Origin of the sequence: Daejeonella lutea (genome assembly GCF_900168015.1) — a bacterium.
GTDB classification, from domain to species: Bacteria; Bacteroidota; Bacteroidia; order Sphingobacteriales; family Sphingobacteriaceae; genus Daejeonella; species Daejeonella lutea.
Map to the genome: position 1 here is coordinate 775,074 of NZ_FUYR01000001.1, position 23,743 is coordinate 798,816.

Here is a 23,743-nt window from a genome sequence, read left to right on the forward strand (position 1 = left end):
GGTGGAAGTGGAAAACGGCAGTCATCAATTTGATAGGACTTCTTTAAAAGAATTTTTAGATGAGAAAGCCGATTTGTACAATCGCCCGGGTTTTATTGAACTAGATCCTGTTTGTATCCCCCATAAATTTCAACTGAAACAAGATATCGAGATTATGGGTTTCTGGTCGGCCATGCTGGCCTGGGGGCAACGTAAAACCATAATCAACAAGTGCAATGAACTAATCGGTCTTATGGATGGGGCACCTTATGATTTTATCATGAATCATCAGGATACAGACCTTAAGCGTTTCACCGAATTCAAACATCGTACATTTAACGATACGGATACGCTTTATTTTGTTGAGTTTTTTAAACAACACTATAAAATTTATCCTTCATTGGAGTCGGCATTTAATCCACGGGTAAATGAACCTTGTATGCCGGAATTTCGTGATGACTTTGCAACGATTTCCTGGCATAGTAATACAGGATCAGCAAGGCCATCTTCTGCCCCTTGCTACGCACATGAGACGAATTCATTGGTCGTTGAAAACGCACTTAATTATTTCAGGTCGTACTTCTTTTCATTACCAGACTTTCCACGGAGAACGATAAAACATGTCTCCTCGCCACTTCAAAAATCGACCTGCAAGCGCTTAAACATGTTTTTACGATGGATGGTTAGGGATGACGACAAAGGTGTGGACTTTGGAATCTGGAAGTCTTTACGACCCGCGGATTTGATATGTCCGACAGACCTGCACGTGGAGCGAGTGGCAAGAAAACTCAAGCTCATTCAGCGCAAGCAGGTTGACTGGCAGACAGCTCTCGAGCTTACTCACAATCTGCGTCAGTTTGATCCCTCTGACCCGGTAAAATATGATTTTGCATTATTTGGCTTAGGAATTGAAGAACAATTCCAAAATCAAATATTATGAAATCTATAACTACTACTTTACTAGCGCTGATTATCACATTCTCTGCATTTGCCCAGAATGATTCCCCTTACAAAACTTCCTTTAAGGCTGATGGTCCAATAATCCTCGGTAGCCTTGGTTTGGGTTATCTTGGCTTAAACATGATAAAGAACAAAGATGCCCTGACTGTATCAGAAGCTATGGCGAAAACGCCGGACGATGTAAACGGATTCGACAGATTTAGTGCAGGTGATTTTTCTGAAAAAGCAGATAAAGATAGCTACATACCTTTCTACGCTTCATTTGCGGCACCGGTTGTAATGCTTCTGAATAAGAATGAAAGCAAAAAAGCCGGGCAGATTATGGTTCTGTTCACGGAATCTATGGCCATAACCGGAGCCATGTTTAGTTTAACTGCGGGATCTGTCCAAAGAAGCCGACCGTTTGTTTACGGTACGGAAGCACCGTTAGACAAGCGTATGGATAAAGATTCTCAACGTGCATTTTATGCTGGACATACGGCCGCAACAGCAACTGCAACATTTTTCCTGGCTAAAGTTTTTCAGGACTTTAATCCTGATTCAAAAGCGAAGCCATATGTATGGGCAGCGGCAGCACTTGTACCTGCTTCTGTGGGATATTTGAGATTGCGGGCTGGTCAGCACTTTTTAAGTGACAACTTGTTAGGTTATGCATTGGGAGCTGGAGTAGGAATTTTAGTTCCTCAATTGCATAAGAAAGGAAGTAATAGCAATTTTAGCTTAAGTCCTTCTGTTAATCCTGATTACAAGGGAGCCACACTTTTATATTCAATCAGATAGTAAATCTATTCTTAACGATGAGCAAATGGTCCAGCTGATTCACTCACTAGATCTTTTGCTCATCTTTTATAATTTCTTAGCAGCAATTATTTCTTTGCCTTTGTTGGCTTAATATCATCTTTAGCCTGTATCTCCTGGGTTACCTTATCGCTTTTCCGACGTAACCTCAGAAAACTCATCGGACTTTTTTGTGGCCGTTCATCGCCCAATAGCACACCCCATTGTTTAAACATATCTGCACGGTCAAAAATAATTTTAAGTACAGCAATCATCGGCAGTGCAAGGAACATTCCCGACACTCCAGCCAGGCTTCCCCCAATAAATACTCCAAGGATAGCAGCAAATGCATTGATCCTTACTTTAGAACCAACTATCCTGGGCATCAATATGTTATTGTCAAGGAACTGCACTAAGGCTATAACACCAAGAACGATAAAAATTGGGCCTATTTCCTGGGAAGATGTCAAGGTTAGGAGCACACCAATCAGGTTTCCAACCAGTGCCCCGACGTAAGGAATAAGGTTTAGAATGGCAAAGATAACCCCAATGAGCAATGCGTGCTTTATTCCAATCAGCATCAGAATGCCACCAAGTAAAACCGTTATGTAAGCGATCTGTATCACAAGGCCGATCAAATAGCTTTTGATGATCACTTCGGTTTCTTTCATTACTTCTTCCACTTTTTTGTGTTGGCTGGGTTCAAACCAGATGAAAACAAAGCGCAGGAGTAAATTTTTATAGAATAGAAAGAGGTAAATATAAATCGGCATCAAGCCAAAGAAAACGAAGACTGAACTAAGTGAAACAGCCGCGCCACTGGCCATTGCTCCGGCATTAGTGAACATTTTATTACTTTGATCTTTCAGAAATTTAACTTGTTCCTGAGTGCTGAAATTAGTTTTCTGATTGATCCAGTCGCTCAGGCTGCTTAGGTGTATTGACACGTTCTTCTGAATGGACGGGAAGTCGGCAACAAGGCGGCTAATTTGTGAGGAGAAAAACCAGATGATTCCAGCGATGAATATGGCGACTAACAATATTGGGAGCAGGATTGCAAGGACTTCAGGAACCTTTTTTCTTCTGAGAAACCGATAAACCGGAAGCAGCATTATACTGACGAAAAATGCCATCAATACAGGCATTATAATACCCTGACCCAGGACTAGTAATGCTCCGAGCAAACAGAGGCCTAGTAATTCAATCGATCTTCTAACGGTTAAAGGCATGTCTTTCATAATCTATTTAGTTAAAGCGATGAACACAGAATGACTAATTAAGTTTCAATCGTATTTTTGGGTTTTCTGTGCAGGATCTTTTTTTTCAGGGTTTGAGCATACCTTAATCAATGTGATGAAGGGGCACTAACATTTCATATGTTAAATATATGATAAACAGAGATATTGAAGGTGCTCACGCGGAGATCGATATGCAAGTTTGTAATTATTAAATCTTCTGCTACATTTGCGTCGCTTTAGGTTCCCGATTTCACGATCGGGATTAAAAGGGAACCGGGTTAGAATCCCGGACAGTCCCGCTGCTGTGTTCTCCACAACGGTTATCCAATTTAATGGTCACTGTTCGCCCCAGGCGGATGGGAAGGCCGGATAAACCGGGAGTAAGTCAGAAGACCTGCCTTAGCTTAACAATTCATAGCTTTCGGGGATTGAAGCTTGAGTGGTACTGGTGTACAACAGGGCCATTTCTGTATTTCTTCATTATCTGTTTGCTGTGGGATAATTAACTCACAACAAAATGAAAAGAACAAAATTTTACGTTGCAGCAGGGCTCGGCCTTGCACAATTTGTATTGCTCTACAGCAATGCATCTGCACAGGATCGTAATCCTGAAACACTCGGGGAAGTGGTAGTTACCGCCAGCCGTTCACCCAAAAAAATCTCGGAAATTGGTAAAGTTGCCCGGGTTATCACAGCTGAAACCTTAAGCAAAAGCCAGGGCAGAACTCTTCCAGAAGTATTAAACAATATTGCCGGAATTACAATTGGAGGAAACGGCAACAACCCGGGGGATGTTAAATCTGTTTATTTGCGCGGTGCTTCAGCTGCCAACACCTTGATACTGATCGATGGAATTCCAGTAAATGACGCTTCTGAAATAACGGGTGAATATAACATATCAGCCATTCCGGTTGATCAGGTTGAACGTGTAGAAATTCTAAAGGGCGGAAACTCAACTTTGTACGGCTCAGACGCCGTGGCTGGTGTGATAAACATCATTACTAAGAAAGGTGCGGGTAAATTAGCGGCAAGTTTGCTCGCAACCGGTGGAAGCTATGATACTTATAAACAGGTATTAGGATTGAATGGTGAAATTGGAACTACATCAGTAGCCTTTAATGCTTCTAATTTGGATTCAAAAAGCTTTTCAACTGCTGCACCCGGCAAGGGCGAAACAAATTTTGATAAAGATGGATTTCATCAAAAATCAGTATCGTTAAACCTGGGGCAACAGCTCTCCAATAAATTCAGGCTAAGCGGGAATTTCCAGGGTAATAATAACCAGGCTGATTTAGACAATGGTGCCTTCGCTGACGCCAAAAACTACACGTATGATAAGACTGCGTTACTAGCTGGGCTGGGAGGTAAGTATACTATTGACAAAGGAGCGATCGGTTTCAATGTTAGCCAGAACAATGTCAGGAACAGGTACAACAATAATGGTTCAATCACCAATAATAGCGGTAAAATAAGCCATCTGGAAGCCAACTTTAATTATGCTTTCAATAGTAATATCGATATAGCCAGCGGTGCCAGTTATCGTTTTTCCAAAACTCACCAGCATAATACATTCAGCCCCCCACTTTTTGCTGATAATAATATTAAAAGCCTTTTCACGTCTTTATTTGTACGGTCAAATAGTGGCTTTCAGGCGGAACTTGGCGGTCGTATGAACGACCATAGCCAGTATGGAAGTAATTTCACTTACACCATCAACCCTTCATATTTATTTGCCGAACGGTATAAGGTGTTCGTTAATGTTTCGTCAGCTTACCGGGTGCCGTCTCTTTATCAGTTGTTTTCGCAGTATGGTAACCTGAACTTAGAGCCGGAAACATCCGTTACTTATGAAGCTGGCCTGGATTTTAATTTTACCTCAAACCTGAATTTTGCGTTTTCATACTTCAAACGTGATATTGATAAGGTAATTGATTTTGGACAGGTTACACCGGGAGTGTTCGGGTACATTAATCAAAACAATCAAAAAGATCAAGGATTCGAAGTTGAACTTGGCTACAGGCCAATAACATCGCTAAATCTAACGGCCTTTTATGCCCATGTGGACGGTGAAGTAACAACACCAGCCAGCCAAACGTTTAATCTATTCAGACGTCCAAAGGATTCCTTCGGCTTAAATACTGGTTTTGATGCAAGTGAGGCTTTGAGCTTCAACCTGATTTATAAATTTACTGGAGACAGGCAAGATCGTTACTTCGATAATTCCACGTTTAAAACTATTGACGCTGAGATGAAAGCTTACAATATGGTGGATTTGTATGCGCAGTTTAAAGCGACACAAAGGATTACCATTTTTACTGATGTGAAGAATTTATTAGATGAGAACTATGTTGATTTCAGCGGTTATAATACTAAAGGCTTAAATTTCAATGCGGGATTCAGACTTGACTTTCGTTAACACTTTCAGAATACATAATTTTACTCCTTAAATTTAAATAGCGGTGGATATCAAATCCATCGCTATTTTTGTATAAATATGAATTTCAATGCTTAAGAAAGCTGTAATATTAACAGGTGCCGGGATATCCGCAGAAAGTGGACTGAGGACATTTCGCGACGCCGGCGGACTTTGGGAGGGTCATAACGTTTACGATGTTGCCACACCAGAGGCCTGGCAGCGGAATCCCGTTCTCGTTCAGCAATTTTATAATGAACGCAGAAAGTCTGTTCGGGAAGCAGCACCCAACGATGCTCATCGTGCTCTCGTCAAGCTAGAACAGGGATACGACGTAACTATCATAACACAAAACATTGATGATCTTCACGAGCGGGCGGGTTCTTCTACAATCGTCCATTTGCATGGGATAATCACTAAATCTCAATCTAACAACAATCCAAACCTCACGTACGATATAGAAGGCTGGGAGTTAAAAATGGGGGACCTTTGTGATCAGGGATCTCAATTGCGACCACATGTCGTGTGGTTTGGTGAAGCGGTCCCGATGATAGAAAAAGCAGCGGAAATCTGTTATACGGCTGACATATTTATTGTCATTGGTACTTCTTTGCAGGTTTATCCGGCTGCGGGGCTAATCGACCTGGTACCGAAAAATGCGTTAAAATTCATTGTAGATCTGAACGAAACGTCGGTGCCCGGTGATGTGGAACGAATAATCGAACCGGCTTCCCTGGGAGTTCCGAAGCTGGTCGCCCGCCTGCTAAATACTGGGGCATAAAAAAAGCCCGTCTTCTTAAAAGGACGGGCTTTTTTATTATATTTTACAATTATGCTTTTGCAAGCACTGGGTAACGTTTCGATAATAAGTAGAAACTTCCGAAAAGAACTGCTGAATAAACGAGGTTACCTAAAAGCATATTTCTGAAGAATGGTAGCGCTGCGGTATAAGAAGCGATAATTCCTGCAAAATTACGAGGATATAAGGTTACAGGGTAGAAGAATGAAAAGTTGGTAATTAAATAAAATACCGATGCACTTATGAATGATGCCAGGATCACGTTCATTGTATTGACCTTATTTCGGATTAAAAAACCACAGGCTACCATGGCAATAAATCCACTGTAAACCAACAGGCTGAACCCGTTTCTTAAAAAGAGCAGATCAGCAAGGGCCATCGCCGCCAAAGGCATAATGAATGCAAGGCGCTTGTCATTAAATTGAGCACCTGCAAAAATTGCCAGGGCACCTACTGCTGTAAAATTCCAGGTATGATCGACGACCAGTGGGAGGGCACGGCTGAACGCTGCCAGAATAACTAATAAAGTTAAAACGATAAAACGTGACGAGTTGATTTTCATAGTTCAAAAATACTAAAAAATTCCTTTGCCTTTCAAGCAATCAAAATTAAAATTTAACGTCTATTCTGCAATGATTTGGCAATAACCTATGGCAAAACATTATTTTGTTAGTAAAGATATAATACACTAAGTCAGAATGATAGATAAAGTTATGATTAGTGTTTGTTTATATCGAAAGGCGGTAACTGGTATGGGATGGCCTTTTTAGCAAAATTAAATTTGGCCTTAACGAAAGAGATATGATAATGAGATTGTTATAGGATATACCTTACTCGTACGAACGGGTATATTTAACTATCATACCTTTTGAATGCAGCATGAAAATCGGCTCTCATTTGGTCAAATCTTTCGGCTGCAGTTTTCATAAAGTCTTCATCCAGGATTTGAAAAACTCCGTTTGTACCTTCGGGAATATCAAGTTCTGCTAGTTTATAGATCTGTTCAAAACTCCCCTTCTCAAGTTTTATAATATATTTTTGGTTCATCGAGAAGATCGTGATCTTGCAATCCGGGTGTGGTAATTCGGCTACTACTCTCATAATTCATCCATTTTATTAGTTGTAATACCATCCATTGGGTTATTGCCATTTAAAGTTCCCTCGGAACAAAGTATACGGAACCGTGCAAAAAGCTCTTCGCTATACCAATTTTGCTGTCGGGTTTTCTTAATGACTTCTCCATGTTCTATAGATCCATAAGCAAAAGCTTTCATAGTATCCATGCTTTCCCATATTGAAAAAGTAGCCTGGCGAAAGAAAGGTGCTTCCCCAACTCCTACAGATGTTATGTAGCCCGGAGCCTTTTCCATAATTTTAGCAACCGGATCTACATTCTTCCAGAAAGATTTTAGCTTATTGAAGCGAATTGTAGCTCGAGTCAGAACGCCAACGGGACCATCCGCAGGTTTAGCATTTTCAGTAAAACTAAACGGTTCTTTTCCATCCCATTTTCCATGACTATTTAAAGGCTCCATGAAAATTGTCCACTTTTCGTAGGTAAATGTTTTCCACCAGGATTGAATAAATGAACTATTCTCAAAGTCTTGTTTATCTTCCCAAACTGCCAATAACGCCCACTGCTGCCAATCCGGATTGAGGTCGAAAGTCCCGTTTCTACCCGAACCCATTAACTTCCAGAAAGAGCACTTTTTATCTATAGCGAGCGGAATGCGGTGAATTGCCATAGCCAAAAGTGCGAAAGGAACTAGGATTGGTCTATACCTTATTATAGTCAGGGAAACGATCATTTTTGATCCAGGGAATTGTGATACAGTGGCCAAAGGTAAACCATCGAAATTTATTCTTTAGGTGTTTATTCAAAAAGATATGAAATTGACTTAATTATTGCTTCTTATTGATGGTCCATTGCTAATTTTGCTTTATGGCTGAAGACTTAAATATCATACAGGGTACAAAAACTGATCAGTACCAATCACTTATACCCCAAATTAAAGCATTGCTTTCAGGTGAACCAGATCTAATTGCGAACCTGGCAAATATTAGTGCAGCTCTTAAAGAGCAGTTTGGATTTTTATGGATAGGGTTTTACCTGATAAAGAATGATGAGCTGGTATTAGGTCCGTTCCAGGGTCCGGTAGCCTGTACTCGTATAAAAAAGGGAAAAGGTGTTTGCGGGTCATCCTGGGAACAGGATAAGACGATAATCGTCCCGGATGTAGAGAGCTTTCCAGGCCATATTGCATGCAGCTCGGCTTCCAAATCAGAAATTGTTATTCCGTTACATAGATTCGGTAAAGTAGTAGCCGTTCTTGATGTCGATAGTGCCGATTTAAACACTTTTGATGAAACTGACGAAAAATACCTGACGATGATCGTTAATCTCATTGATTTTAATGAAGAATAAGTTGCCATTAAGTTTCTATAAGCAGGATGACGTCATTAGTGTTGCCCGGGCTTTACTTGGTAAGAACTTGTATTCACTAATCGACGGGCAGCTGACAGGGGGAATTATTGTTGAAACAGAAGCTTATCGGGGCCCGGATGACCGGGGCTCTCATGCCTATAACAATAAGAGAACACCAAGAAACGAAATGATGTACAGCTCGGGAGGTGTCGTGTATATGTACATTTGTTATGGTATTCATGATATGGTAAACATAGTAACCGGGAAGGAAGGCATGTCTCATGCAGCTTTAATACGAGCTCTTGAACCTATTGAGGGACTTGATATTATGCGCGATAGAAGGCGCATCTATGGCCAGGACCAACGGCTTTGCCAGGGCCCAGGCGCATTGGCGCAAGCATTGGGACTGAATAAGCTTCATAATGGAACCGACCTTCAAGGGGACGTTGTATGGATCACCGACGAAGGGAAAAACTTTGCTGATGATGAGGTTGTGGCATCTGCACGAGTTGGGATGAATTTCGACGGTCCATATAAAACAATTCCATGGCGATTTTCCGTAAAGGGAAACCAATTTGTCAGCCGTCCAAGAATGTAATTTTACAAGGCCAGTATGCAACATTGAACATTTTAGTATAATTCATGTTATGGTTTTTAATATTCTTCAACAGATATGACAACTAAATCTTTAGCCATCCTGAATACAGTGAGCCTTACAATAATGCTGAGCTTATCTTATCTGGCACAAAATAAACAACTCTCTTCCCTTGATGTTGGTCAGGTGTCAGCAAAGTATGAGACATTATTCGCCCCGGCAGGCTTAACATTTGCCATTTGGGGGCTTATTTATCTTGCACTAATTGCATTTTGTATTTACCATATGGTAAAGGCATTTAATTCTAACCAACAGGAGCAGGCTGATTTCGATATCAGGGCTATCGGTATACTGTTTATCATCAATACCCTTGCTACCGGGGCATGGCTTGTAGCGTGGGTAAATGAAGCCATTGGTTTGTCATTACTGTTAATCATCATCCAGCTGGTAACCCTGACCATGATCAGCGTTAGGGCACATATATCTAACCCTGAAAGAGAGTTATCCAGTAAAGTATTTACACAATTCCCATTGAGCATATACTTTGGGTGGATTTGTATTGCGACAATCGCCAATGTGAGCGCATTCCTGGTAGCAATTAACTGGAGCGGCTTTGGTATTTCATCGATAAACTGGGTAATTATTATGATTGGGGTAGCCACGCTGCTTTCCTTCTTTATAATATTCGTCCGCCGGAACTTTTTCTTTGGGCTGGTTATTCTTTGGGCCTTGTATGGGATTGCATTAAAGCGCCAGCAGGTAGACGAAATTCAATATCAAAATGTGATTAATGCAGCCTGGGGCGCGTTTATTGTCATTGTTATTGCCTTATTGATCCGCTTATTCCGGCCAGGTAAATTCAAAACTCAACCTTTATCAAAATCAGCCTGAGCCTTTACATCGCTTTTGATCCAATATACGCGCACCCTCTGCCAGCGGGGCATCGTTTTCCGATGCTTAAGTACGAACTTATACCAGAGCAGCTTTTGCACGAGGGCCTAATTTCCGCTAGTGATCTTCATTCACCTGATCCGGTTGATGAATCATCGATTTTAAGAACCCACAGTAAGTCGTATTGGGAGCGTGTGAGGGATTTGACATTAAGTCCTGCAGAGATCAGAAGGATCGGCTTTCCGCTTTCTCGTGAGTTAGTTGAAAGGGAAATGCGAATTGCACAGGGCACAATAAACGGATCAATTCATGCGATCAAAAACAAAGTTGCTTTGAACGTTGCAGGGGGCACACATCATGCCGGCTCCGATTGGGGAGAGGGCTTTTGCTTGCTCAATGATCAAGCTATAGCGGCAAATTTTCTACTTGACAATGCTTTGGCAAGTCGTATTTTAATTATTGATCTGGACGTGCACCAGGGCAATGGTACAGCGGAGATATTTGCCAGGGACGATCGGGTTTTTACCTTTTCGATGCATGCGGAAAGCAATTTCCCGTTCAGGAAAGAGAAATCTGATCTGGATTTAGGACTGGAGGATGGTACCAATGGCCTCCGTTATGTCACTTTACTTTACATTCACTTATGTGACATATTATTAACCTTCAAACCGGATTTTGTCTTTTATTTATCCGGCGTTGACGTTTTGGAAACCGATAAACTGGGGAAGTTAAATCTTTCGATTCAAGAGTGTATGAAGCGCGATGCAATGGTGCTTGGGCTATGTAAGGAACACGCTATCCCTGTGCAGATCAGTATGGGTGGCGGGTACTCTCCGAATATAAAGCATATAGTTGACGCTCACTGCAATACATTTAGGGTGGCAGGGGATCTTTTTTTATAATAGTTTTAATATAGTTTATATTTGGTAAAATGCTGATTTTCAATTAATTTATTGTAGATTCGCATTATGGAAAAGCAATTCTTTACACGTTACCGTTTTATTGACACTCGCACAGGCGATCTGATCAGGTATATGAATATTAACGACCGCCTGGAAGATCACAACGAAAGGCTCAAGAAAATGCAATCTGAGATTTACAATGAAATCAAAATTCCGGTTGCATCTATTCTTTATGAATTAGTTGAACCAGTTTCTTAGAAAAATACTGGAATCTCAGGAAAAGTAGCCCTGACGAAACTAAAAGCCCTGCAGTTAGTCCGTACCATACTCCATTGGCACCCAGGCCAAGGCTTATCCCAAGATAGTAACCGGTAGGTAAACCAATAATCCAGTAAGCGACGAAAGTGATTATTGTAGGGATATTTACGTCGCCGATTCCCCTTAAAACTCCTAATCCAACAACTTGTGTTCCATCAAATAGCTGGAAGAACCCTGCTATTATAAGTAGTTGAGCCGCAACTGCTATGACAGATCGGTCTGAAGTATAGATCCATGGCAGATACTGGTTTAAACCAATGAAAATTATTGCCGTTATTGCCATAAATCCCAGCACGATATGATAACTCGAAATAGCTGAAAGTCGGAGGGTCATGTAATCTTCCCTGCCAAAATTATTACCTGTTTTAATCGTTGCCGCCGATGAAATTCCACTTGCCATCATGTAAGTCATGGAAGCAAGGTTTATAGCTACCTGGTGTGCGGCTTGCTCAACAGCCCCTATGGTTCCGATGAATATTGCTGCAGCACTAAAAGCACTGACCTCAAAGGTATATTGCATTGCAACAGGTGCACCGATCTTCAAAATGCTTAAAGATCGGATACCGTCGATAGACTTTATGGCAAATGAGCCAAGGTAGTCTCGGAAATGTGTCGATCTTATTACGTAAATCGCCATCACAATCGCCATAATCAATCTGTCCGTTAGCGTGCTCCAGCCCACACCACTTACACCCATCGGACTGATTCCAAAAAGTCCTTTGACGAATATCACCCCAAGACAAATGTTAAACAGATTGCCCCATAATGAAATCATCATTGCTTGTTTCGTAAAACCAAGACCCTCCGCGAATTGCTTAAAGGTCATAAAAACCATAAGCGGGATGATTGAAAGTCCAAGCAGGGACAGATAGGGTTTTGCTTCCCTAACCACTTCAGGAGACTGGTCCATACGATCAATTACGGCTAGTGAGCCATAATACACGAGGACATAAAGCAATATGCCCACTATTGAATTGATAATTAAACTATTCGCCAGCAACTTTCCACACTCTTTAAAATTTTTTCTGCCACTTTCCTGAGCAATAAGTGGGGTAAGGCCATAAGATATTCCCATACCAATTACAACCACAACCATAAAAATACTGTTCACAAGGGCTACGGCGGCCAATGGAATAGTACCAGCGAAGTGGCCTACAATGATACTATCAGCTGTATGTACCAATGTATGGCCCAGCTGCGAAATTACCACTGGTATTGCCAGTTTAAGGTTAGTTTTGTAATGGGGTTTATACTTGTAATAAATCCGTTTTACCATTGATGTGTTACGAAACGGGTATGGCTTGGTGTGTTAAGAAGCAGTATAATACTCTTCTTTTTCGGTAGTATGCATTCTGATTACCCCTGAGAGGACAAGGTTTACCAGGATACGGTGAGTGCGGCGTCGTGAAAGATTGAGCATATGGCTGTATTCTCTGGAGGTGATCCGTTCGTGCTCTTCCAGATATTCGAGCAGAGCTTTTTCCTTTGAAGAGTATTCCAGAAAGACTCCCTGTTCATTGTTTTCGCGTTTGAGGACGTCGACAACTATCTTACTGGCAAGCACGCTCTTATCGTTTACCCTAATATAAACCCACCATTTCTTATCCTCGCCGAGTGCATAATGAGGTTTCATTTCGCTTTTTTTGATTTCGACGATCAGAACGATTTTATCATCAACGTATACTTCTTCAAAGATTGGATCTAGTGCTGGTTTACAATAGAAATGCGCTGCCCGGGTAAGCATGTATTTTTCCTCATCTTCAGATTTTACCCCGCTAATCGTACCATCATCAGAAATCCCAACGAGCAATCTTCCACCTTTATTATTTGCAAAAGAGACCATCGTTTTAGCTATCTTTTCGCAACTGGTGATCTTTTTCTTAAAATCCTGGCTGACACCTTCACCTTCCAAAATGAGCTTTCTGATTTTCATTTGAATTCTCTTGTTTTATCGTCAACGAAACACTTGCACCCGGAAGCGTTCACAGTTTCACAAATCAATAAGCAACTGTACGTTCTTCACCTGAAAACAAGTTCCGGACATAGACCTCGTTTATTACTGATGCACAAAGTTCACCTTTCGAATTTATGATTTCCAAGGGAAACGCCTTTACAAACTTACCAACAGTGTTTAATGCCTCCTCAGCTTCGTTTATATCGTCTTGTGTTAACGAAATTTTGAAATATAAATTGGTTCTGCCAGGCTTTAGGTATTGAATATTCGCACTTTTCAACCATACTCGAACTTTGAATCCTTTTCGTTTTAGCAATTGGTCAAACAGCAGGGCGTAGAAAGGGTCTGATGCGCTAAAAATTGTTCCGCCGAAGATGGAGTTGTTATAATTGGTATTGAGGAAACTTTTCGAAATCTTCACATGAACACCGGTAAATCCTTTATCAAACTCCTTAACCCAAATACGCTGGAAAAACAAAGGTGGGTACAGACGCATTGCCCATTTAAGGAGATTTTCGGAAACAACCATACGTGCAATATCAGCAAAACGAGGTGATTTCAAAAATATTCGAATGATAATGTGATTTGACTGACATGGCTTTTAGTATTTGATTCGGGGTCTGTTTTTGGTTTTTCAATTTTGTTTGTAGATTGAACGCTTAAATTAAATGTATGGATCAAACTGCTGCTAATTCAAAAAATATACGGCTTATCATAATCGTTGCCGCCCTAGGCTATTTTGTCGACATCTATGATTTGATCCTTTTCTCAGTGATCAGGGTCAAAAGTTTAAAAGTTCTGGGAGTTCCCGATGCTGATCTGCTTGACGTTGGCACGATGCTTATCAATAGCCAGATGTTTGGAATGCTTCTCGGCGGACTTCTGTGGGGAATAATCGGTGATAAAAGAGGCAGGATAAGTGTTCTTTTTGGATCGATTCTATTGTATTCGCTGGCGAATATGGCAAATGGTTTTGTAACTTCCGTTCCAGCCTATGCCATTGTCCGTTTTATTGCAGGAATTGGCCTTGCAGGTGAACTTGGTGCAGGTATTACACTAGTAACCGAAACAATGAGTAAAGAGAACAGGGGATACGGGACAATGATTGTTGCCGGAGTAGGGTTACTGGGGGCAGTAGCTGCAGCCTTGGTTGGGGAACATTATTCTTGGGAAACCTCTTACATAATTGGAGGTGTAATGGGATTACTTCTGCTTGGTTTGAGAGTTGGTCTTGCCGAATCCGGAATGTTCAAAAATGTTAAAAATGATGGAGTGAGCAGGGGTAATATATTCATGTTATTCAACGATGGCCCGAGGTTCCGTAAATATCTGAGTTGCATACTTATTGGTATACCACTTTGGTTTGTGGTAGGTGTTTTGGTTACTTTCTCTCCTGAATTCGGAAAAGAACTTAATGCTACTGACCCGATTTCTGCGGGAACAGGAATCATGTGGTGTTATATTGGCATCGCGATAGGGGATATTGTTGCCGGCTTCATGGCCCAGATGCTTCGTTCAAGAAAGAAGGTTATGTTAACCTTTTTATTGCTTACCGCAGTTAGTATAGTTGTTTTTTTAAATGCAAAGGGAATGACCGCGCAACAATTTATCTGGCTTGCATTGTTCCTGGGGTTTTCTTCGGGTTATTGGGCAACCTTTGTAACCATAGCTTCCGAACAATTTGGAACGAATTTAAGAGCTACCGTTACAACCACTGTACCCAATTTTGTACGAGGCTCGTTGGTACTCGCAACACTTTCTTTCACAGCCCTTAAAGGCAGCATGGGAATTATCAATAGCGCATTGACAGTAGGTTTTATTTCGATTGCCATTGCGCTTATTGCCTTGTATCAGTTAAAGGAAACCTTTGGAAAAGACCTGGACTATGTGGAAATCAGTTGACAGTGATTTTCCGCTGATAAAAAAATATAGTGAAGCACTGTTGAGAGAGACCATACGAATCATCGCATTATCAAAATTCCATTCTTAAGAATTAAATCTCTGATAAAAACATCATTTTTGAGCGATGATCACAAAGGAACAAATTGCGGATGCTTATAAACAGATCCAGGACGAGATATGTGCAGGTCTAGAATTTTCTGATGGAAAAGGAAAGTTCGAAGAGGAATCGTGGACACGCGAGGGAGGTGGGGGCGGAAGGACGCGAATAATTCAACATGGCAATATTATCGAAAAGGGAGGTGTTAACTTTTCTGCCGTTGAAGGAAAGCTTCCCGAAAGCATACAAAAGGCATTCGGCGTGAATGAAGATGATTTCTTTGCGACTGGAGTATCGATCGTGATCCACCCCAATCATCCCTGGATTCCTATCATTCATATGAACATACGCTATTTTGAAATGGCCTCTGACTCTGGGAAAGAGCTAAGATGGTTTGGCGGCGGAATAGACCTTACACCACATTACGTTATTGATGAGGATGCCCGATTCTTCCATCAAAGTCTGAAAGATACTTGCAATAAGTTTAACAGCGACTTCTACTATAAATTCAAACAATGGGCAGATGATTACTTTTTCATCAAGCACAGATCTGAAACCCGGGGAATAGGGGGTATTTTTTACGACCGGCTTAATCCGGAATCTACTAATCTTGAATGGGATGAAATATTTGAATTCTCCAAGGCCGTAGGAAGAACATTTCTACCGATTTATACCGAGCTCATTTTAAGAAATAAAGACAAGCCATTTGAGCAGCAACATAAAAAATGGCAATACCAGCGACGCAGCAGGTACGTGGAATTTAACCTGGTTTATGATGCCGGTACAAAATTTGGTCTTGAAACCAATGGGCGGGTTGAATCAATATTAATGAGTATGCCACCACGGGCTAATTGGGAATACGACTTTAAACCGAAACCCGGATCCGAAGAAGAAAAAACGCTAGCTTTATTAAAAAAAGGAATTAACTGGATTTGAGATTTATGAAAAAATTGAAAACAACAGCATTATTGGCAATTTGCTTAATTCTAATTACAGGATGCTCGTCTAATGGGGTCGAAGGCAAGTGGCAATATGCTGGGGGTGTTTATAACGGCAAAGCCCGAAAGGCTGCTACAGAATTTTTGATGCAAAGAACATACACTTCGGATACCTATGAAGCATACCTGTTGGAAGGACAATTAGAACCAGAGCTTTACAACTCCGGTAGTTATGAAATTAAGGGTGACAGTATATTGATCACCAGTAAATTCAGCAGCCAGCCCTCTCAGAATGACAACGTAACCGTCGCTTACAAATTCAAAACGGAAGGTGATAAAATGATAACTAGTGGGGTCTTGCCTAATGGAATGGTTGTGGAAGAGCATTGGAAGAAAGTGGACTAAGCCTTTCTACTATGGTTTGAAATGCTGAAATTACCTTTCTAAATTCAATTCAAAGAGCTGCGAAAAACCTTCGCGGCTTTTTTAGTGACTTTTTTTCGGCGCCGTTACATTATTTATTTGACGGTCTGATTGTAATATTATTAAGGCATGAATTTTGTTTAGATATTTTTGCATAAATTTAAACAATGAATGTATTTTCCATATCCCAGCTTTCTCAATACTCGGGTATAAAGCCTCACACCATTAGGATATGGGAACAGCGTTACAAAGCTCTGCAACCGGATAGATCAGAAAAAAATACCCGTTATTATGATGGCGAACAGTTAAGGCGACTATTAAATATCGTAAGCCTGATGGAAACCAAGCATAAAGTTTCTGAATTATGTGCAATGCCCGATGAAAAGCTGTCCACCCTTGTTCTTCAGAGCAATGATTTATCTATACATGACAATCATGAATATTTTGTATCGCAGCTAATTTCTGCTGGTATGTGTTACGACGAAAGCCGATTTGAAGCACTTTTTGAAGATGCGCTCGCTAAATACGGCTTAGAGAGTATGTATCAAATGATAATATACCCAATGCTGGTGCGTGTTGGGGTCATGTGGTCAGCAAATGTAATACCCAGTGTTCAGGAGCATTTCATAAGTAACCTGGTCCGCCAAAAAATTTTAAAAGCTATCGATGCATTGCCGCCTGCGGCTCTAAATTCCAATACATGGCTGTTATTTCTTCCTGAAGACGAATATCATGAGATCGGGCTTTTGTTTGCAGCATTTATTATTCGGAAAAGCGGGCATAAAGTTGTATACCTTGGTAGTAGTGTATCGTATGAAGCTGCTTTATCGGCTATGAGAGATATAAACCCAAAGTACTTGTTACTGTTTTTAGTGCGTTATAATCTTTTTGAAAACATCAATCAGTACGTCAATGATCTAAACAATGCGTTTAATGGTGAAAAGATCTACCTGGCAGGCAACCAAAAATTACTCAGTCAACTCGATTTGAGACAAAAATCAGTGTGGCTCCGTGACATAAGTTCTCTTCACAATGAAATAAAACAATTGAATACAGTCTAGGATATGTCGAAAATTGCGGTTATAGGTTCTGGTTTTTCTGGTTTAAGCGCGGCTTGCTATTTGGCTTCTGCTGGACATGATGTGCACGTTTTCGAAAAGAATGAAACTGCCGGAGGCCGGGCACGACAATTCCGGAGTCCGGAAGGGTATGTTTTTGATATGGGGCCAAGCTGGTATTGGATGCCGGATGTATTTGAACGCTTTTTTGCCGACTTCAGGGTCAAGGTTTCCGAAGTGTATGATTTAAAATTATTGTCACCATCATTTGATATTGTATTTCCTGAAAATGAAACCATTGCGGTTCCTGACGATTATTTAAAGTTGCGCGCCCTTTTTGAGTCTATCGAAAAGGGGAGTGCGGCGCAGCTTGATCGGTTCATGGAAGAAGCAAAGTTCAAGTATGATACCGGCATGGGTAAGCTAGTTTATAAGCCAGGGATTTCTCTTATGGAATTTGCTGATTTCGACCTTATGAAAGGCGCTATGCGTCTTCAGGTGTTCAGCTCCTTTAGTAGCCATGTCCGGCGATATTTTACCAACCCCAAACTGATTGCAATAATGGAGTTTCCGGTGTTATTCCTTGGGGCGATGCCACAGGATACACCTGCTTTGTACAGCTTGATGAATTACGCCGGTTTAAAGTTAGGAACCTGGTATCCGAATGGCGGCTTTGCCTCAGTTATTGAAGCAATAAAAGGGCTAGCAGAAAAGCTTGGTGCAAAATTCCATTTCAACAGCCCGGTGGAAGCGATAAATATCGAAATCAATCAGGTAACCAGCGTGAGTGTTAGTGGTTCGCACCTGCAATTTGATGCTGTCGTAGCATCAGCAGACTATCACCATGTTGAAAGTAAGCTTATCCCATCCTCCGAAAGGAATTATTCAGATAAATACTGGGAAAAGAAAACATTTGCTCCATCCTGCCTTATTTACTATCTAGGAATCAGGAAAAAAATAAGCAAAATACATCACCACACTTTGTTTTTCGAAGAGGACCTTCTGGAACATTCCAAAGAGATCTATAAAAAACCACAATGGCCTGTGAAACCATTGTTTTACGTGTGCTGCCCATCAAAATCTGATGATTCTGTGGCCCCAGAAGGACATGAAAACCTATTCCTTTTAATGCCAATAGCACCGGGACTAGCCGACAGTGAGGAGTTGAGAGATAAGTATTTCAAGATTATGGTACAGAGGCTGGAGGAACAAACGGGAGAGGAGGTGCATGAATTTATCGATTATAAGCGATCTTATTGTGTAAGTAATTTTATAGAAGACTATAACTCCTATAAAGGCAATGCTTATGGCCTTGCGAATACTCTAATGCAGACAGCGGTACTTAAACCTGGCATTCGAAACAAAAAGATTAGTAATCTTTTCTATGCCGGACAGCTAACAGTTCCCGGACCTGGAGTGCCACCAGCCTTGATTTCAGGAAAGATTGTTGCCGAAACTTTACAAAAACATCTAAACAAGAAATTACATGAAGATTCTATTTGATAATCTCTCTGTAGAGATCAGCAGAATGACCACTCGCACCTATAGTACCAGTTTTTCGATGGGAATTTATTTCATAGATGCTCGATTACGAGATGCAATCTATTCGATCTATGGTTACGTAAGGCTAGCTGATGAAATTGTTGACAGTTTTGATGGGTTTGAGCAAAGGCATTTGCTGGAAAAACTTACTGCCGAGACTTACGAGGCAATTGAAAGTAAAATCTCAATCAATCCAATTCTGAACTCTTTCCAAAATGCGGTAAATAAATATGAAATTGACTTGGAGCTAATCAGGTTGTTTCTCCGGAGTATGGAAATGGATTTGGAAAAGGTATTGTATGATACCAACAATTACAACCAATATATATTAGGTTCAGCTGAAGTCGTCGGATTAATGTGCCTGCATGTGTTTACTGAAAACGACAAAGCAAAATTTGAGGAGCTTAAACCTTCTGCTATGAAATTGGGTGCTGCATTTCAAAAGGTTAATTTTCTGAGAGATATGAAGGACGACTATCAAATTTTGGGACGTTCTTACTTCCCTGGTGTTGATATTCAGGAGTTTAATCATGTCTCCAAAGAACAAATCGAGCTAGAGATTGAAGAAGATTTTAATGCTGCACTAATTGGAATTAGAAAACTCCCTATTTCTTCTAAAAGAGGTGTTTATCTCGCGTACATCTACTATAAAACTTTGTTTAATAAGATAAAAAGTCTACCTGCTCACAAAGTTTTAACAGAGCGGGTCAGAATAAATAATGGCCGGAAACTTGGTTTGATGATCAACTGTCTGGTACAAAATAAAATGAAATGGGTATGAAGATGATTGTATTTTTGATTGTGACTTTTGTCGGGGTAAATCTGCTGGCTAAGGACCCATCCACAAGCACTGTAAGGCTGAAATTTCACAAATCCACATCGTCTGAGAAGGTTTGCAAGGATCTTATTAAGGAGCTTCATCCTTATAACGAGAAAAATAATCCCTTGCTGCTGGGCTATAAGGGGGGCGCTAACATGTTGATGGCAAAATATGTTATTAATCCTTTCAGCAAGTTATCTTATTTCAAGAAAGGCAAGGGTATGTTGGAGAAAGCAATTCAGGCGGACAATAAAAATGTTGAATTGAGGTTTTTGCGATATACCATTCAGAATAACGTGCCTTCATTCTTAGGCTATAATGACCATATGACAGCCGACAAATCTTTTCTAACTCAGTCAATTTCAAATGTTAGGGATCCGGAGCTAAAAAAGATTATTACAAGCTACTTAAAACAGAATAATTAAAACATGAATACCCATGATAATGATGATGAGCTGCTGGTTTTAGTGGATGAAAATGATGTTGAAATAGGAGTTTTAGATAAGACAAGTGTCCACAAAACTGGTGTTTTACATCGAGCTTTCTCGGTTTTTATCTTCAATTCTATGGGTTTTTTAATGTTGCAGCGAAGGGCATTGCAAAAGTATCACTCACCGGGTTTATGGAGTAATACCTGCTGCAGTCATCCCCGAAAGGGAGAAGATATAAAGAGCGCTGGCACCCGGCGTATCGCGGAGGAAATGGGCCTAAAATGTCCATTAAATTTTGCGTTTAGTTTTACCTATCGCGCTGAACTTGAGAATGGCCTGATCGAGCACGAATTCGATCATGTGTATTTTGGTTTTACTGATAAAATCCCTAAACCAAATCCAGATGAAGTGATGGATTGGAAATTAATTTCCATGAGAGAGTTGCAAAAAGATATTTTGGCTCATCCGGATAATTATACCGAATGGTTGAAAATCTGCCTGGCAAAAGTTGTGGAACACCTTGACGAAAAATGATATGATCTACACTTTCAAAAGTGAGCAATTTCTTAATACCGACATTCAAACGGCCTGGGATTTCTTTTCATCAGCGGCTAATCTTGCAGTCATAACCCCACCTGAAATGGCATTTAAAATTCACACCAATCTGGAGGGGAAAGAAGTTTATGAAGGTTTGATAATTGATTATACCGTGAAACCACTCCTGGGAATACCCTTAAAGTGGCAAACTGAAATTACCAAAGTAGATAAACCTCTTCTTTTTATCGACAAGCAGGTAAAAGGACCGTACTTATTGTGGGAACATACCCACACATTCACGGCAAAAGATAATGGAGTTCTGATGCATGACGAAGTAAAGTATCAGTTACCTTTGGGTTTACTCGGAACAATAGTTCATAATTTTATTGTCAGGGAAAAAATCAGAAAGATTTTTAAATTTCGGGAGGAAACCCTGAATAGGTTATTCAAGTAACAATGTCAATGAACCAGTCTATCACCCCAAGGAATATACTTATCACCGGAGCCACAGGACTTATCGGAAGCAGAATTGTTCGAAATCTCCAAAAAAGAGGACATGCCATAAAAATTCTAACCCGTGACCCCTCCAGAGTTAAAAACGCAGAAGCATTTTACTGGGATATCGATACTGGCCAAATCGACCCGAAATGCCTTGATGGAATTGACACTATTATACATCTAGCAGGGGCAGGGATCGCAGATAAAAGGTGGACAAAAAAACGTAAACAGGAAATTGTTGATAGCCGCGTAAAATCCACAAGGCTATTGTTTAACACCATTGAAAAAACTGGGGCAAAGATTGACACTATTATTTCCGCTTCAGGAGGTGGATACTATGGAAATCGGGGGGATGAAGTATTAACAGAAGAGAGCAGCAATGGAACTGGATTTCTGGCGGAGTGTTGTAAACAATGGGAGGATGCAATCGATGAAGGGACTAAGTTCTGTAAAAGGATTATTAAGCTAAGAATTGGTATCGTCCTAACCCGACACGGTGGAGCTCTTGTCGAACTCGAAAAACCCGTTAATTTTTTTGCCGGAGCTGCTTTAGGGAGCGGAAAGCAATGGATACCATGGATTCATCTCTACGACATGATCTCGATTTTTGAAAAGGTTGTTGAAGATTCAACTTATAACGGCGTCTATAATACATCAAGTCCTTTTCCTGTGACCAATTCGGAGTTTACGCGAGCTATGGCAAAGAAGCTGTTCAGGCCGGTCTGGCCGGTCAATGTTCCAGAATTCGTTCTTAAAACATTGCTTGGGGAAATGAGTGAGATCGTTCTGATTAGTGACCGTAATTCTGCTCAGAAATTAATTGATGCAGGTTTTCAGTTTCGCTACCCCGCCCTGGATGATGCTTTAACAGAAATATACTCCCAATAGATTGAATGAAGCGTGAGGTTAGCATTTTCTGGTTTAGACGAGACCTCCGTTTGGTAGACAATACGGCACTTTACTACGCCCTTAGTTCCAAATATCCAGTTTTACCTGTATTTATTTTCGATCCTCAAATCTTGGATAAGTTGACCGAAAAGCACGATGCGCGTGTCGCCTTTATCCACCAAACAATTTGCGATATTGACACTCAGTTAAGAAGAACTGGATCTTCGCTTTATGTCCTTCATAGCCCTGTTTTAGATGCATTCAAACAGATTTTCGAGAATTTTAATGTAAGAGAAATTTTTTCAAATCACGATTACGAACCATATGCAATTCTTCGTGACAACCAGATTAGGAAGCTGGCTAATTCTAAAGGAATAAACTTCCAAACGTTTAAAGACCAGGTGATTTTCGAACGATCAGAGATACTAAAATCTGACGGATCACCGTATACGGTGTTTACTCCCTATGCAAAGAAATGGAGGCAAAAATACAATGAAAATAAGCCTGAAACTTTTCAAAGTGAAAAGCAACTTGCGGCATTGCTTAAAATCGATTTCAAGCAAATTCCATCGCTCAAAGAACTTGGGTTTACCAATCTCCATCCAACTCTCTTGCCTTTAAAACTCGATGCTGAAACAATTGGCGATTATCATAAGACACGTAATCTGCCAGGAATCGCTGGTACGAGCCAGGCCAGCCCTTATTTGAGATTTGGGACTCTAAGTATCCGTCACCTTGTTTCACTAGCCTTTAAGTGGAATGAAAGCTGGCTCAATGAACTGATTTGGCGGGAGTTTTTTATGATGATTTTATTCCATTTCCCTCATGTCGTGGACCAAAGCTTCAAGAAGAAATACGATAATATCCCCTGGCGGAACAATGAGCACGAGTTTGAATTATGGTGCAAAGGTGAAACCGGATATCCCATTGTTGATGCCGGAATGCGGCAACTAAATGAAATAGGATGGATGCACAATAGGGTTAGGATGATCGTTGCTGGGTTTCTGACAAAACACCTTCTGATCGACTGGCGCTGGGGGGAGGCATATTTTGCTCAAAAACTGATTGATTATGAGTTATCTTCAAACAACGGAAACTGGCAATGGGCGGCCGGAAGCGGCTGCGACTCGGCGCCATATTTCCGGATTTTCAATCCAACTTCCCAAACACTCAAATTTGATCCGAAACTACATTATATAAAAACCTGGATAAAAGATTTTAACAAGTATCATCTGGTACCAATCGTGGAGCATGAATTCGCAAGAAAAAGGGCTCTGGATGTATATAAGAAGGCTCTCAACGACGATTAATTCTTTGACTTTCCACCATTAGACGGCGATATTTCTATTCTTCACAGC

27 protein-coding genes and 1 riboswitch are annotated in these 23,743 nt (G+C 40.7%); of the genes, 20 read left to right on the forward strand and 7 right to left on the reverse strand.

Annotated features, from left to right (window positions below):
* Position 1 precedes the first annotated feature (1 nt).
* Positions 2 to 919 carry a TIGR02757 family protein gene (locus B5X60_RS03350; protein ID WP_245803459.1) on the forward strand — a complete coding sequence of 306 codons (918 nt, stop codon included), beginning with the start codon at positions 2 to 4 and terminating at the stop codon, positions 917 to 919.
* Positions 916 to 1,719, forward strand: a complete 804-nt coding sequence (locus tag B5X60_RS03355) for a phosphatase PAP2 family protein (RefSeq protein WP_079701237.1) — start codon at positions 916 to 918, stop codon at positions 1,717 to 1,719. Before B5X60_RS03350 ends, B5X60_RS03355 begins: the two co-directional genes overlap by 4 nt.
* Positions 1,720 to 1,805: 86 nt before the next feature.
* Here B5X60_RS03355 and B5X60_RS03360 read toward each other — a convergent pair whose 3' ends face one another.
* Positions 1,806 to 2,954 carry an AI-2E family transporter gene (locus B5X60_RS03360; RefSeq protein WP_079701238.1) on the reverse strand — a complete coding sequence of 383 codons (1,149 nt, stop codon included), beginning with the start codon at positions 2,952 to 2,954 and terminating at the stop codon, positions 1,806 to 1,808.
* Between the two features lie 221 nt (positions 2,955 to 3,175).
* Positions 3,176 to 3,370, forward strand: a riboswitch (cobalamin riboswitch).
* 101 nt (positions 3,371 to 3,471) lie between these two features.
* Between B5X60_RS03360 and B5X60_RS03365 the strand changes: the two genes are divergently transcribed.
* Positions 3,472 to 5,370, forward strand: a complete 1,899-nt coding sequence (locus B5X60_RS03365; RefSeq protein ID WP_079701239.1) for a TonB-dependent receptor plug domain-containing protein — start codon at positions 3,472 to 3,474, stop codon at positions 5,368 to 5,370.
* A gap of 88 nt (positions 5,371 to 5,458) precedes the next feature.
* Positions 5,459 to 6,148 (forward strand): SIR2 family NAD-dependent protein deacylase, encoded by a 690-nt coding sequence (locus tag B5X60_RS03370; protein ID WP_079701240.1) that lies wholly within the window; start codon positions 5,459 to 5,461, stop codon positions 6,146 to 6,148.
* A gap of 49 nt (positions 6,149 to 6,197) precedes the next feature.
* Here the strand turns inward: B5X60_RS03370 and B5X60_RS03375 are convergent, their stop codons facing one another.
* The 3 genes from B5X60_RS03375 to B5X60_RS03385 form a co-directional block, all read right to left on the reverse strand.
* Positions 6,198 to 6,728 carry a DUF6580 family putative transport protein gene (locus B5X60_RS03375; RefSeq protein ID WP_079701241.1) on the reverse strand — a complete coding sequence of 177 codons (531 nt, stop codon included), beginning with the start codon at positions 6,726 to 6,728 and terminating at the stop codon, positions 6,198 to 6,200.
* Between the two features lie 290 nt (positions 6,729 to 7,018).
* On the reverse strand, positions 7,019 to 7,267 hold the full coding sequence (locus tag B5X60_RS03380) for a hypothetical protein (RefSeq protein ID WP_079701242.1): 249 nt from the start codon (positions 7,265 to 7,267) through the stop codon (positions 7,019 to 7,021).
* Positions 7,264 to 7,911, reverse strand: a complete 648-nt coding sequence (locus tag B5X60_RS03385; protein WP_245803460.1) for a DUF3291 domain-containing protein — start codon at positions 7,909 to 7,911, stop codon at positions 7,264 to 7,266. The genes B5X60_RS03380 and B5X60_RS03385 overlap by 4 nt, the downstream gene beginning before the upstream one ends.
* Positions 7,912 to 8,108: 197 nt before the next feature.
* Here B5X60_RS03385 and B5X60_RS03390 point away from each other — a divergent pair, with 197 nt between their 5' ends.
* The 5 genes from B5X60_RS03390 to B5X60_RS03410 all read left to right on the forward strand — a co-directional run bounded on the left by B5X60_RS03390 (position 8,109) and on the right by B5X60_RS03410 (position 11,237).
* On the forward strand, positions 8,109 to 8,591 hold the full coding sequence (locus tag B5X60_RS03390; protein WP_079701244.1) for a GAF domain-containing protein: 483 nt from the start codon (positions 8,109 to 8,111) through the stop codon (positions 8,589 to 8,591).
* On the forward strand, positions 8,581 to 9,189 hold the full coding sequence (locus B5X60_RS03395; protein WP_079701245.1) for a DNA-3-methyladenine glycosylase: 609 nt from the start codon (positions 8,581 to 8,583) through the stop codon (positions 9,187 to 9,189). The genes B5X60_RS03390 and B5X60_RS03395 overlap by 11 nt, the downstream gene beginning before the upstream one ends.
* A gap of 75 nt (positions 9,190 to 9,264) precedes the next feature.
* Positions 9,265 to 10,077 carry a hypothetical protein gene (locus B5X60_RS03400; RefSeq protein ID WP_079701246.1) on the forward strand — a complete coding sequence of 271 codons (813 nt, stop codon included), beginning with the start codon at positions 9,265 to 9,267 and terminating at the stop codon, positions 10,075 to 10,077.
* A gap of 62 nt (positions 10,078 to 10,139) precedes the next feature.
* Complete coding sequence (locus B5X60_RS03405; RefSeq protein ID WP_079701247.1) at positions 10,140 to 10,979, forward strand: histone deacetylase family protein; 840 nt, start codon at positions 10,140 to 10,142, stop codon at positions 10,977 to 10,979.
* Positions 10,980 to 11,045: 66 nt separating this feature from the next.
* A complete protein-coding gene (locus B5X60_RS03410; protein WP_079701248.1) occupies positions 11,046 to 11,237 on the forward strand; it encodes a hypothetical protein in 192 nt (63 codons plus the stop codon).
* On the opposite strand, the gene B5X60_RS03415 is transcribed toward B5X60_RS03410, so the two are convergent.
* The 3 genes from B5X60_RS03415 to B5X60_RS03425 all read right to left on the reverse strand — a co-directional run bounded on the left by B5X60_RS03415 (position 11,203) and on the right by B5X60_RS03425 (position 13,780).
* Positions 11,203 to 12,573, reverse strand: a complete 1,371-nt coding sequence (locus B5X60_RS03415; protein ID WP_079701249.1) for an MATE family efflux transporter — start codon at positions 12,571 to 12,573, stop codon at positions 11,203 to 11,205. The genes B5X60_RS03410 and B5X60_RS03415 overlap by 35 nt on opposite strands.
* Before the next feature lie 33 nt (positions 12,574 to 12,606).
* Positions 12,607 to 13,230, reverse strand: a complete 624-nt coding sequence (locus B5X60_RS03420) for an RNA-binding domain-containing protein (RefSeq protein ID WP_079701250.1) — start codon at positions 13,228 to 13,230, stop codon at positions 12,607 to 12,609.
* A gap of 64 nt (positions 13,231 to 13,294) precedes the next feature.
* Positions 13,295 to 13,780 (reverse strand): DUF4442 domain-containing protein, encoded by a 486-nt coding sequence (locus B5X60_RS03425; RefSeq protein WP_079701251.1) that lies wholly within the window; start codon positions 13,778 to 13,780, stop codon positions 13,295 to 13,297.
* 143 nt (positions 13,781 to 13,923) lie between these two features.
* Between B5X60_RS03425 and B5X60_RS03430 the strand changes: the two genes are divergently transcribed.
* The 11 genes from B5X60_RS03430 (at position 13,924) to B5X60_RS03480 (ending at position 23,695) form a co-directional block, all read left to right on the forward strand.
* A complete protein-coding gene (locus B5X60_RS03430; RefSeq protein WP_079701252.1) occupies positions 13,924 to 15,153 on the forward strand; it encodes an MFS transporter in 1,230 nt (409 codons plus the stop codon).
* 124 nt (positions 15,154 to 15,277) lie between these two features.
* Entirely contained in the window at positions 15,278 to 16,186 is a 909-nt protein-coding gene (gene hemF / locus B5X60_RS03435) for an oxygen-dependent coproporphyrinogen oxidase (protein WP_079701253.1), read from the forward strand.
* A gap of 5 nt (positions 16,187 to 16,191) precedes the next feature.
* Positions 16,192 to 16,593 carry a hypothetical protein gene (locus tag B5X60_RS03440; RefSeq protein ID WP_079701254.1) on the forward strand — a complete coding sequence of 134 codons (402 nt, stop codon included), beginning with the start codon at positions 16,192 to 16,194 and terminating at the stop codon, positions 16,591 to 16,593.
* A gap of 185 nt (positions 16,594 to 16,778) precedes the next feature.
* Complete coding sequence (locus B5X60_RS03445; RefSeq protein WP_079701255.1) at positions 16,779 to 17,672, forward strand: MerR family transcriptional regulator; 894 nt, start codon at positions 16,779 to 16,781, stop codon at positions 17,670 to 17,672.
* Between the two features lie 3 nt (positions 17,673 to 17,675).
* The gene (locus B5X60_RS03450) at positions 17,676 to 19,172 is read left to right on the forward strand and encodes a phytoene desaturase family protein (protein WP_079701256.1); all 1,497 of its coding nucleotides are present in this window, start codon (positions 17,676 to 17,678) and stop codon (positions 19,170 to 19,172) included.
* Positions 19,156 to 19,992: a phytoene/squalene synthase family protein gene (locus B5X60_RS03455; RefSeq protein ID WP_079701257.1), complete on the forward strand. Its 837-nt coding sequence runs from the start codon at positions 19,156 to 19,158 to the stop codon at positions 19,990 to 19,992. Before B5X60_RS03450 ends, B5X60_RS03455 begins: the two co-directional genes overlap by 17 nt.
* Positions 19,989 to 20,456, forward strand: a complete 468-nt coding sequence (locus tag B5X60_RS03460; protein WP_139377350.1) for a hypothetical protein — start codon at positions 19,989 to 19,991, stop codon at positions 20,454 to 20,456. The genes B5X60_RS03455 and B5X60_RS03460 overlap by 4 nt, the downstream gene beginning before the upstream one ends.
* Before the next feature lie 3 nt (positions 20,457 to 20,459).
* Complete coding sequence (idi, locus tag B5X60_RS03465; protein WP_079701259.1) at positions 20,460 to 20,996, forward strand: isopentenyl-diphosphate Delta-isomerase; 537 nt, start codon at positions 20,460 to 20,462, stop codon at positions 20,994 to 20,996.
* 1 nt (position 20,997) lies between these two features.
* Positions 20,998 to 21,453 (forward strand): SRPBCC family protein, encoded by a 456-nt coding sequence (locus B5X60_RS03470; protein WP_079701260.1) that lies wholly within the window; start codon positions 20,998 to 21,000, stop codon positions 21,451 to 21,453.
* An 8-nt stretch (positions 21,454 to 21,461) separates the two neighbouring features.
* The gene (locus B5X60_RS03475; protein WP_079702290.1) at positions 21,462 to 22,385 is read left to right on the forward strand and encodes a TIGR01777 family oxidoreductase; all 924 of its coding nucleotides are present in this window, start codon (positions 21,462 to 21,464) and stop codon (positions 22,383 to 22,385) included.
* A gap of 5 nt (positions 22,386 to 22,390) precedes the next feature.
* Positions 22,391 to 23,695: a cryptochrome/photolyase family protein gene (locus B5X60_RS03480; RefSeq protein WP_079701261.1), complete on the forward strand. Its 1,305-nt coding sequence runs from the start codon at positions 22,391 to 22,393 to the stop codon at positions 23,693 to 23,695.
* Positions 23,696 to 23,743 lie beyond the last annotated feature (48 nt).

What these genes read in the sequence shown, in the direction of transcription:
- B5X60_RS03355 (WP_079701237.1), top strand. Translation starts at nt 916, where the DNA reads ATGAAATCTATAACTACTACTTTACTAGCGCTGATTATCACATTCTCT.
- B5X60_RS03360 (WP_079701238.1), bottom strand. Translation starts at nt 2,954, where the DNA reads ATGAAAGACATGCCTTTAACCGTTAGAAGATCGATTGAATTACTAGGC.
- B5X60_RS03365 (WP_079701239.1), top strand. Translation starts at nt 3,472, where the DNA reads ATGAAAAGAACAAAATTTTACGTTGCAGCAGGGCTCGGCCTTGCACAA.
- B5X60_RS03370 (WP_079701240.1), top strand. Translation starts at nt 5,459, where the DNA reads ATGCTTAAGAAAGCTGTAATATTAACAGGTGCCGGGATATCCGCAGAA.
- B5X60_RS03375 (WP_079701241.1), bottom strand. Translation starts at nt 6,728, where the DNA reads ATGAAAATCAACTCGTCACGTTTTATCGTTTTAACTTTATTAGTTATT.
- B5X60_RS03380 (WP_079701242.1), bottom strand. Translation starts at nt 7,267, where the DNA reads ATGAGAGTAGTAGCCGAATTACCACACCCGGATTGCAAGATCACGATC.
- B5X60_RS03385 (WP_245803460.1), bottom strand. Translation starts at nt 7,911, where the DNA reads ATGGCAATTCACCGCATTCCGCTCGCTATAGATAAAAAGTGCTCTTTC.
- B5X60_RS03390 (WP_079701244.1), top strand. Translation starts at nt 8,109, where the DNA reads ATGGCTGAAGACTTAAATATCATACAGGGTACAAAAACTGATCAGTAC.
- B5X60_RS03395 (WP_079701245.1), top strand. Translation starts at nt 8,581, where the DNA reads ATGAAGAATAAGTTGCCATTAAGTTTCTATAAGCAGGATGACGTCATT.
- B5X60_RS03400 (WP_079701246.1), top strand. Translation starts at nt 9,265, where the DNA reads ATGACAACTAAATCTTTAGCCATCCTGAATACAGTGAGCCTTACAATA.
- B5X60_RS03405 (WP_079701247.1), top strand. Translation starts at nt 10,140, where the DNA reads ATGCTTAAGTACGAACTTATACCAGAGCAGCTTTTGCACGAGGGCCTA.
- B5X60_RS03410 (WP_079701248.1), top strand. Translation starts at nt 11,046, where the DNA reads ATGGAAAAGCAATTCTTTACACGTTACCGTTTTATTGACACTCGCACA.
- B5X60_RS03415 (WP_079701249.1), bottom strand. Translation starts at nt 12,573, where the DNA reads ATGGTAAAACGGATTTATTACAAGTATAAACCCCATTACAAAACTAAC.
- B5X60_RS03420 (WP_079701250.1), bottom strand. Translation starts at nt 13,230, where the DNA reads ATGAAAATCAGAAAGCTCATTTTGGAAGGTGAAGGTGTCAGCCAGGAT.
- B5X60_RS03425 (WP_079701251.1), bottom strand. Translation starts at nt 13,780, where the DNA reads ATGGTTGTTTCCGAAAATCTCCTTAAATGGGCAATGCGTCTGTACCCA.
- B5X60_RS03430 (WP_079701252.1), top strand. Translation starts at nt 13,924, where the DNA reads ATGGATCAAACTGCTGCTAATTCAAAAAATATACGGCTTATCATAATC.
- hemF (WP_079701253.1), top strand. Translation starts at nt 15,278, where the DNA reads ATGATCACAAAGGAACAAATTGCGGATGCTTATAAACAGATCCAGGAC.
- B5X60_RS03440 (WP_079701254.1), top strand. Translation starts at nt 16,192, where the DNA reads ATGAAAAAATTGAAAACAACAGCATTATTGGCAATTTGCTTAATTCTA.
- B5X60_RS03445 (WP_079701255.1), top strand. Translation starts at nt 16,779, where the DNA reads ATGAATGTATTTTCCATATCCCAGCTTTCTCAATACTCGGGTATAAAG.
- B5X60_RS03450 (WP_079701256.1), top strand. Translation starts at nt 17,676, where the DNA reads ATGTCGAAAATTGCGGTTATAGGTTCTGGTTTTTCTGGTTTAAGCGCG.
- B5X60_RS03455 (WP_079701257.1), top strand. Translation starts at nt 19,156, where the DNA reads ATGAAGATTCTATTTGATAATCTCTCTGTAGAGATCAGCAGAATGACC.
- B5X60_RS03460 (WP_139377350.1), top strand. Translation starts at nt 19,989, where the DNA reads ATGAAGATGATTGTATTTTTGATTGTGACTTTTGTCGGGGTAAATCTG.
- idi (WP_079701259.1), top strand. Translation starts at nt 20,460, where the DNA reads ATGAATACCCATGATAATGATGATGAGCTGCTGGTTTTAGTGGATGAA.
- B5X60_RS03470 (WP_079701260.1), top strand. Translation starts at nt 20,998, where the DNA reads ATGATCTACACTTTCAAAAGTGAGCAATTTCTTAATACCGACATTCAA.
- B5X60_RS03475 (WP_079702290.1), top strand. Translation starts at nt 21,462, where the DNA reads ATGAACCAGTCTATCACCCCAAGGAATATACTTATCACCGGAGCCACA.
- B5X60_RS03480 (WP_079701261.1), top strand. Translation starts at nt 22,391, where the DNA reads ATGAAGCGTGAGGTTAGCATTTTCTGGTTTAGACGAGACCTCCGTTTG.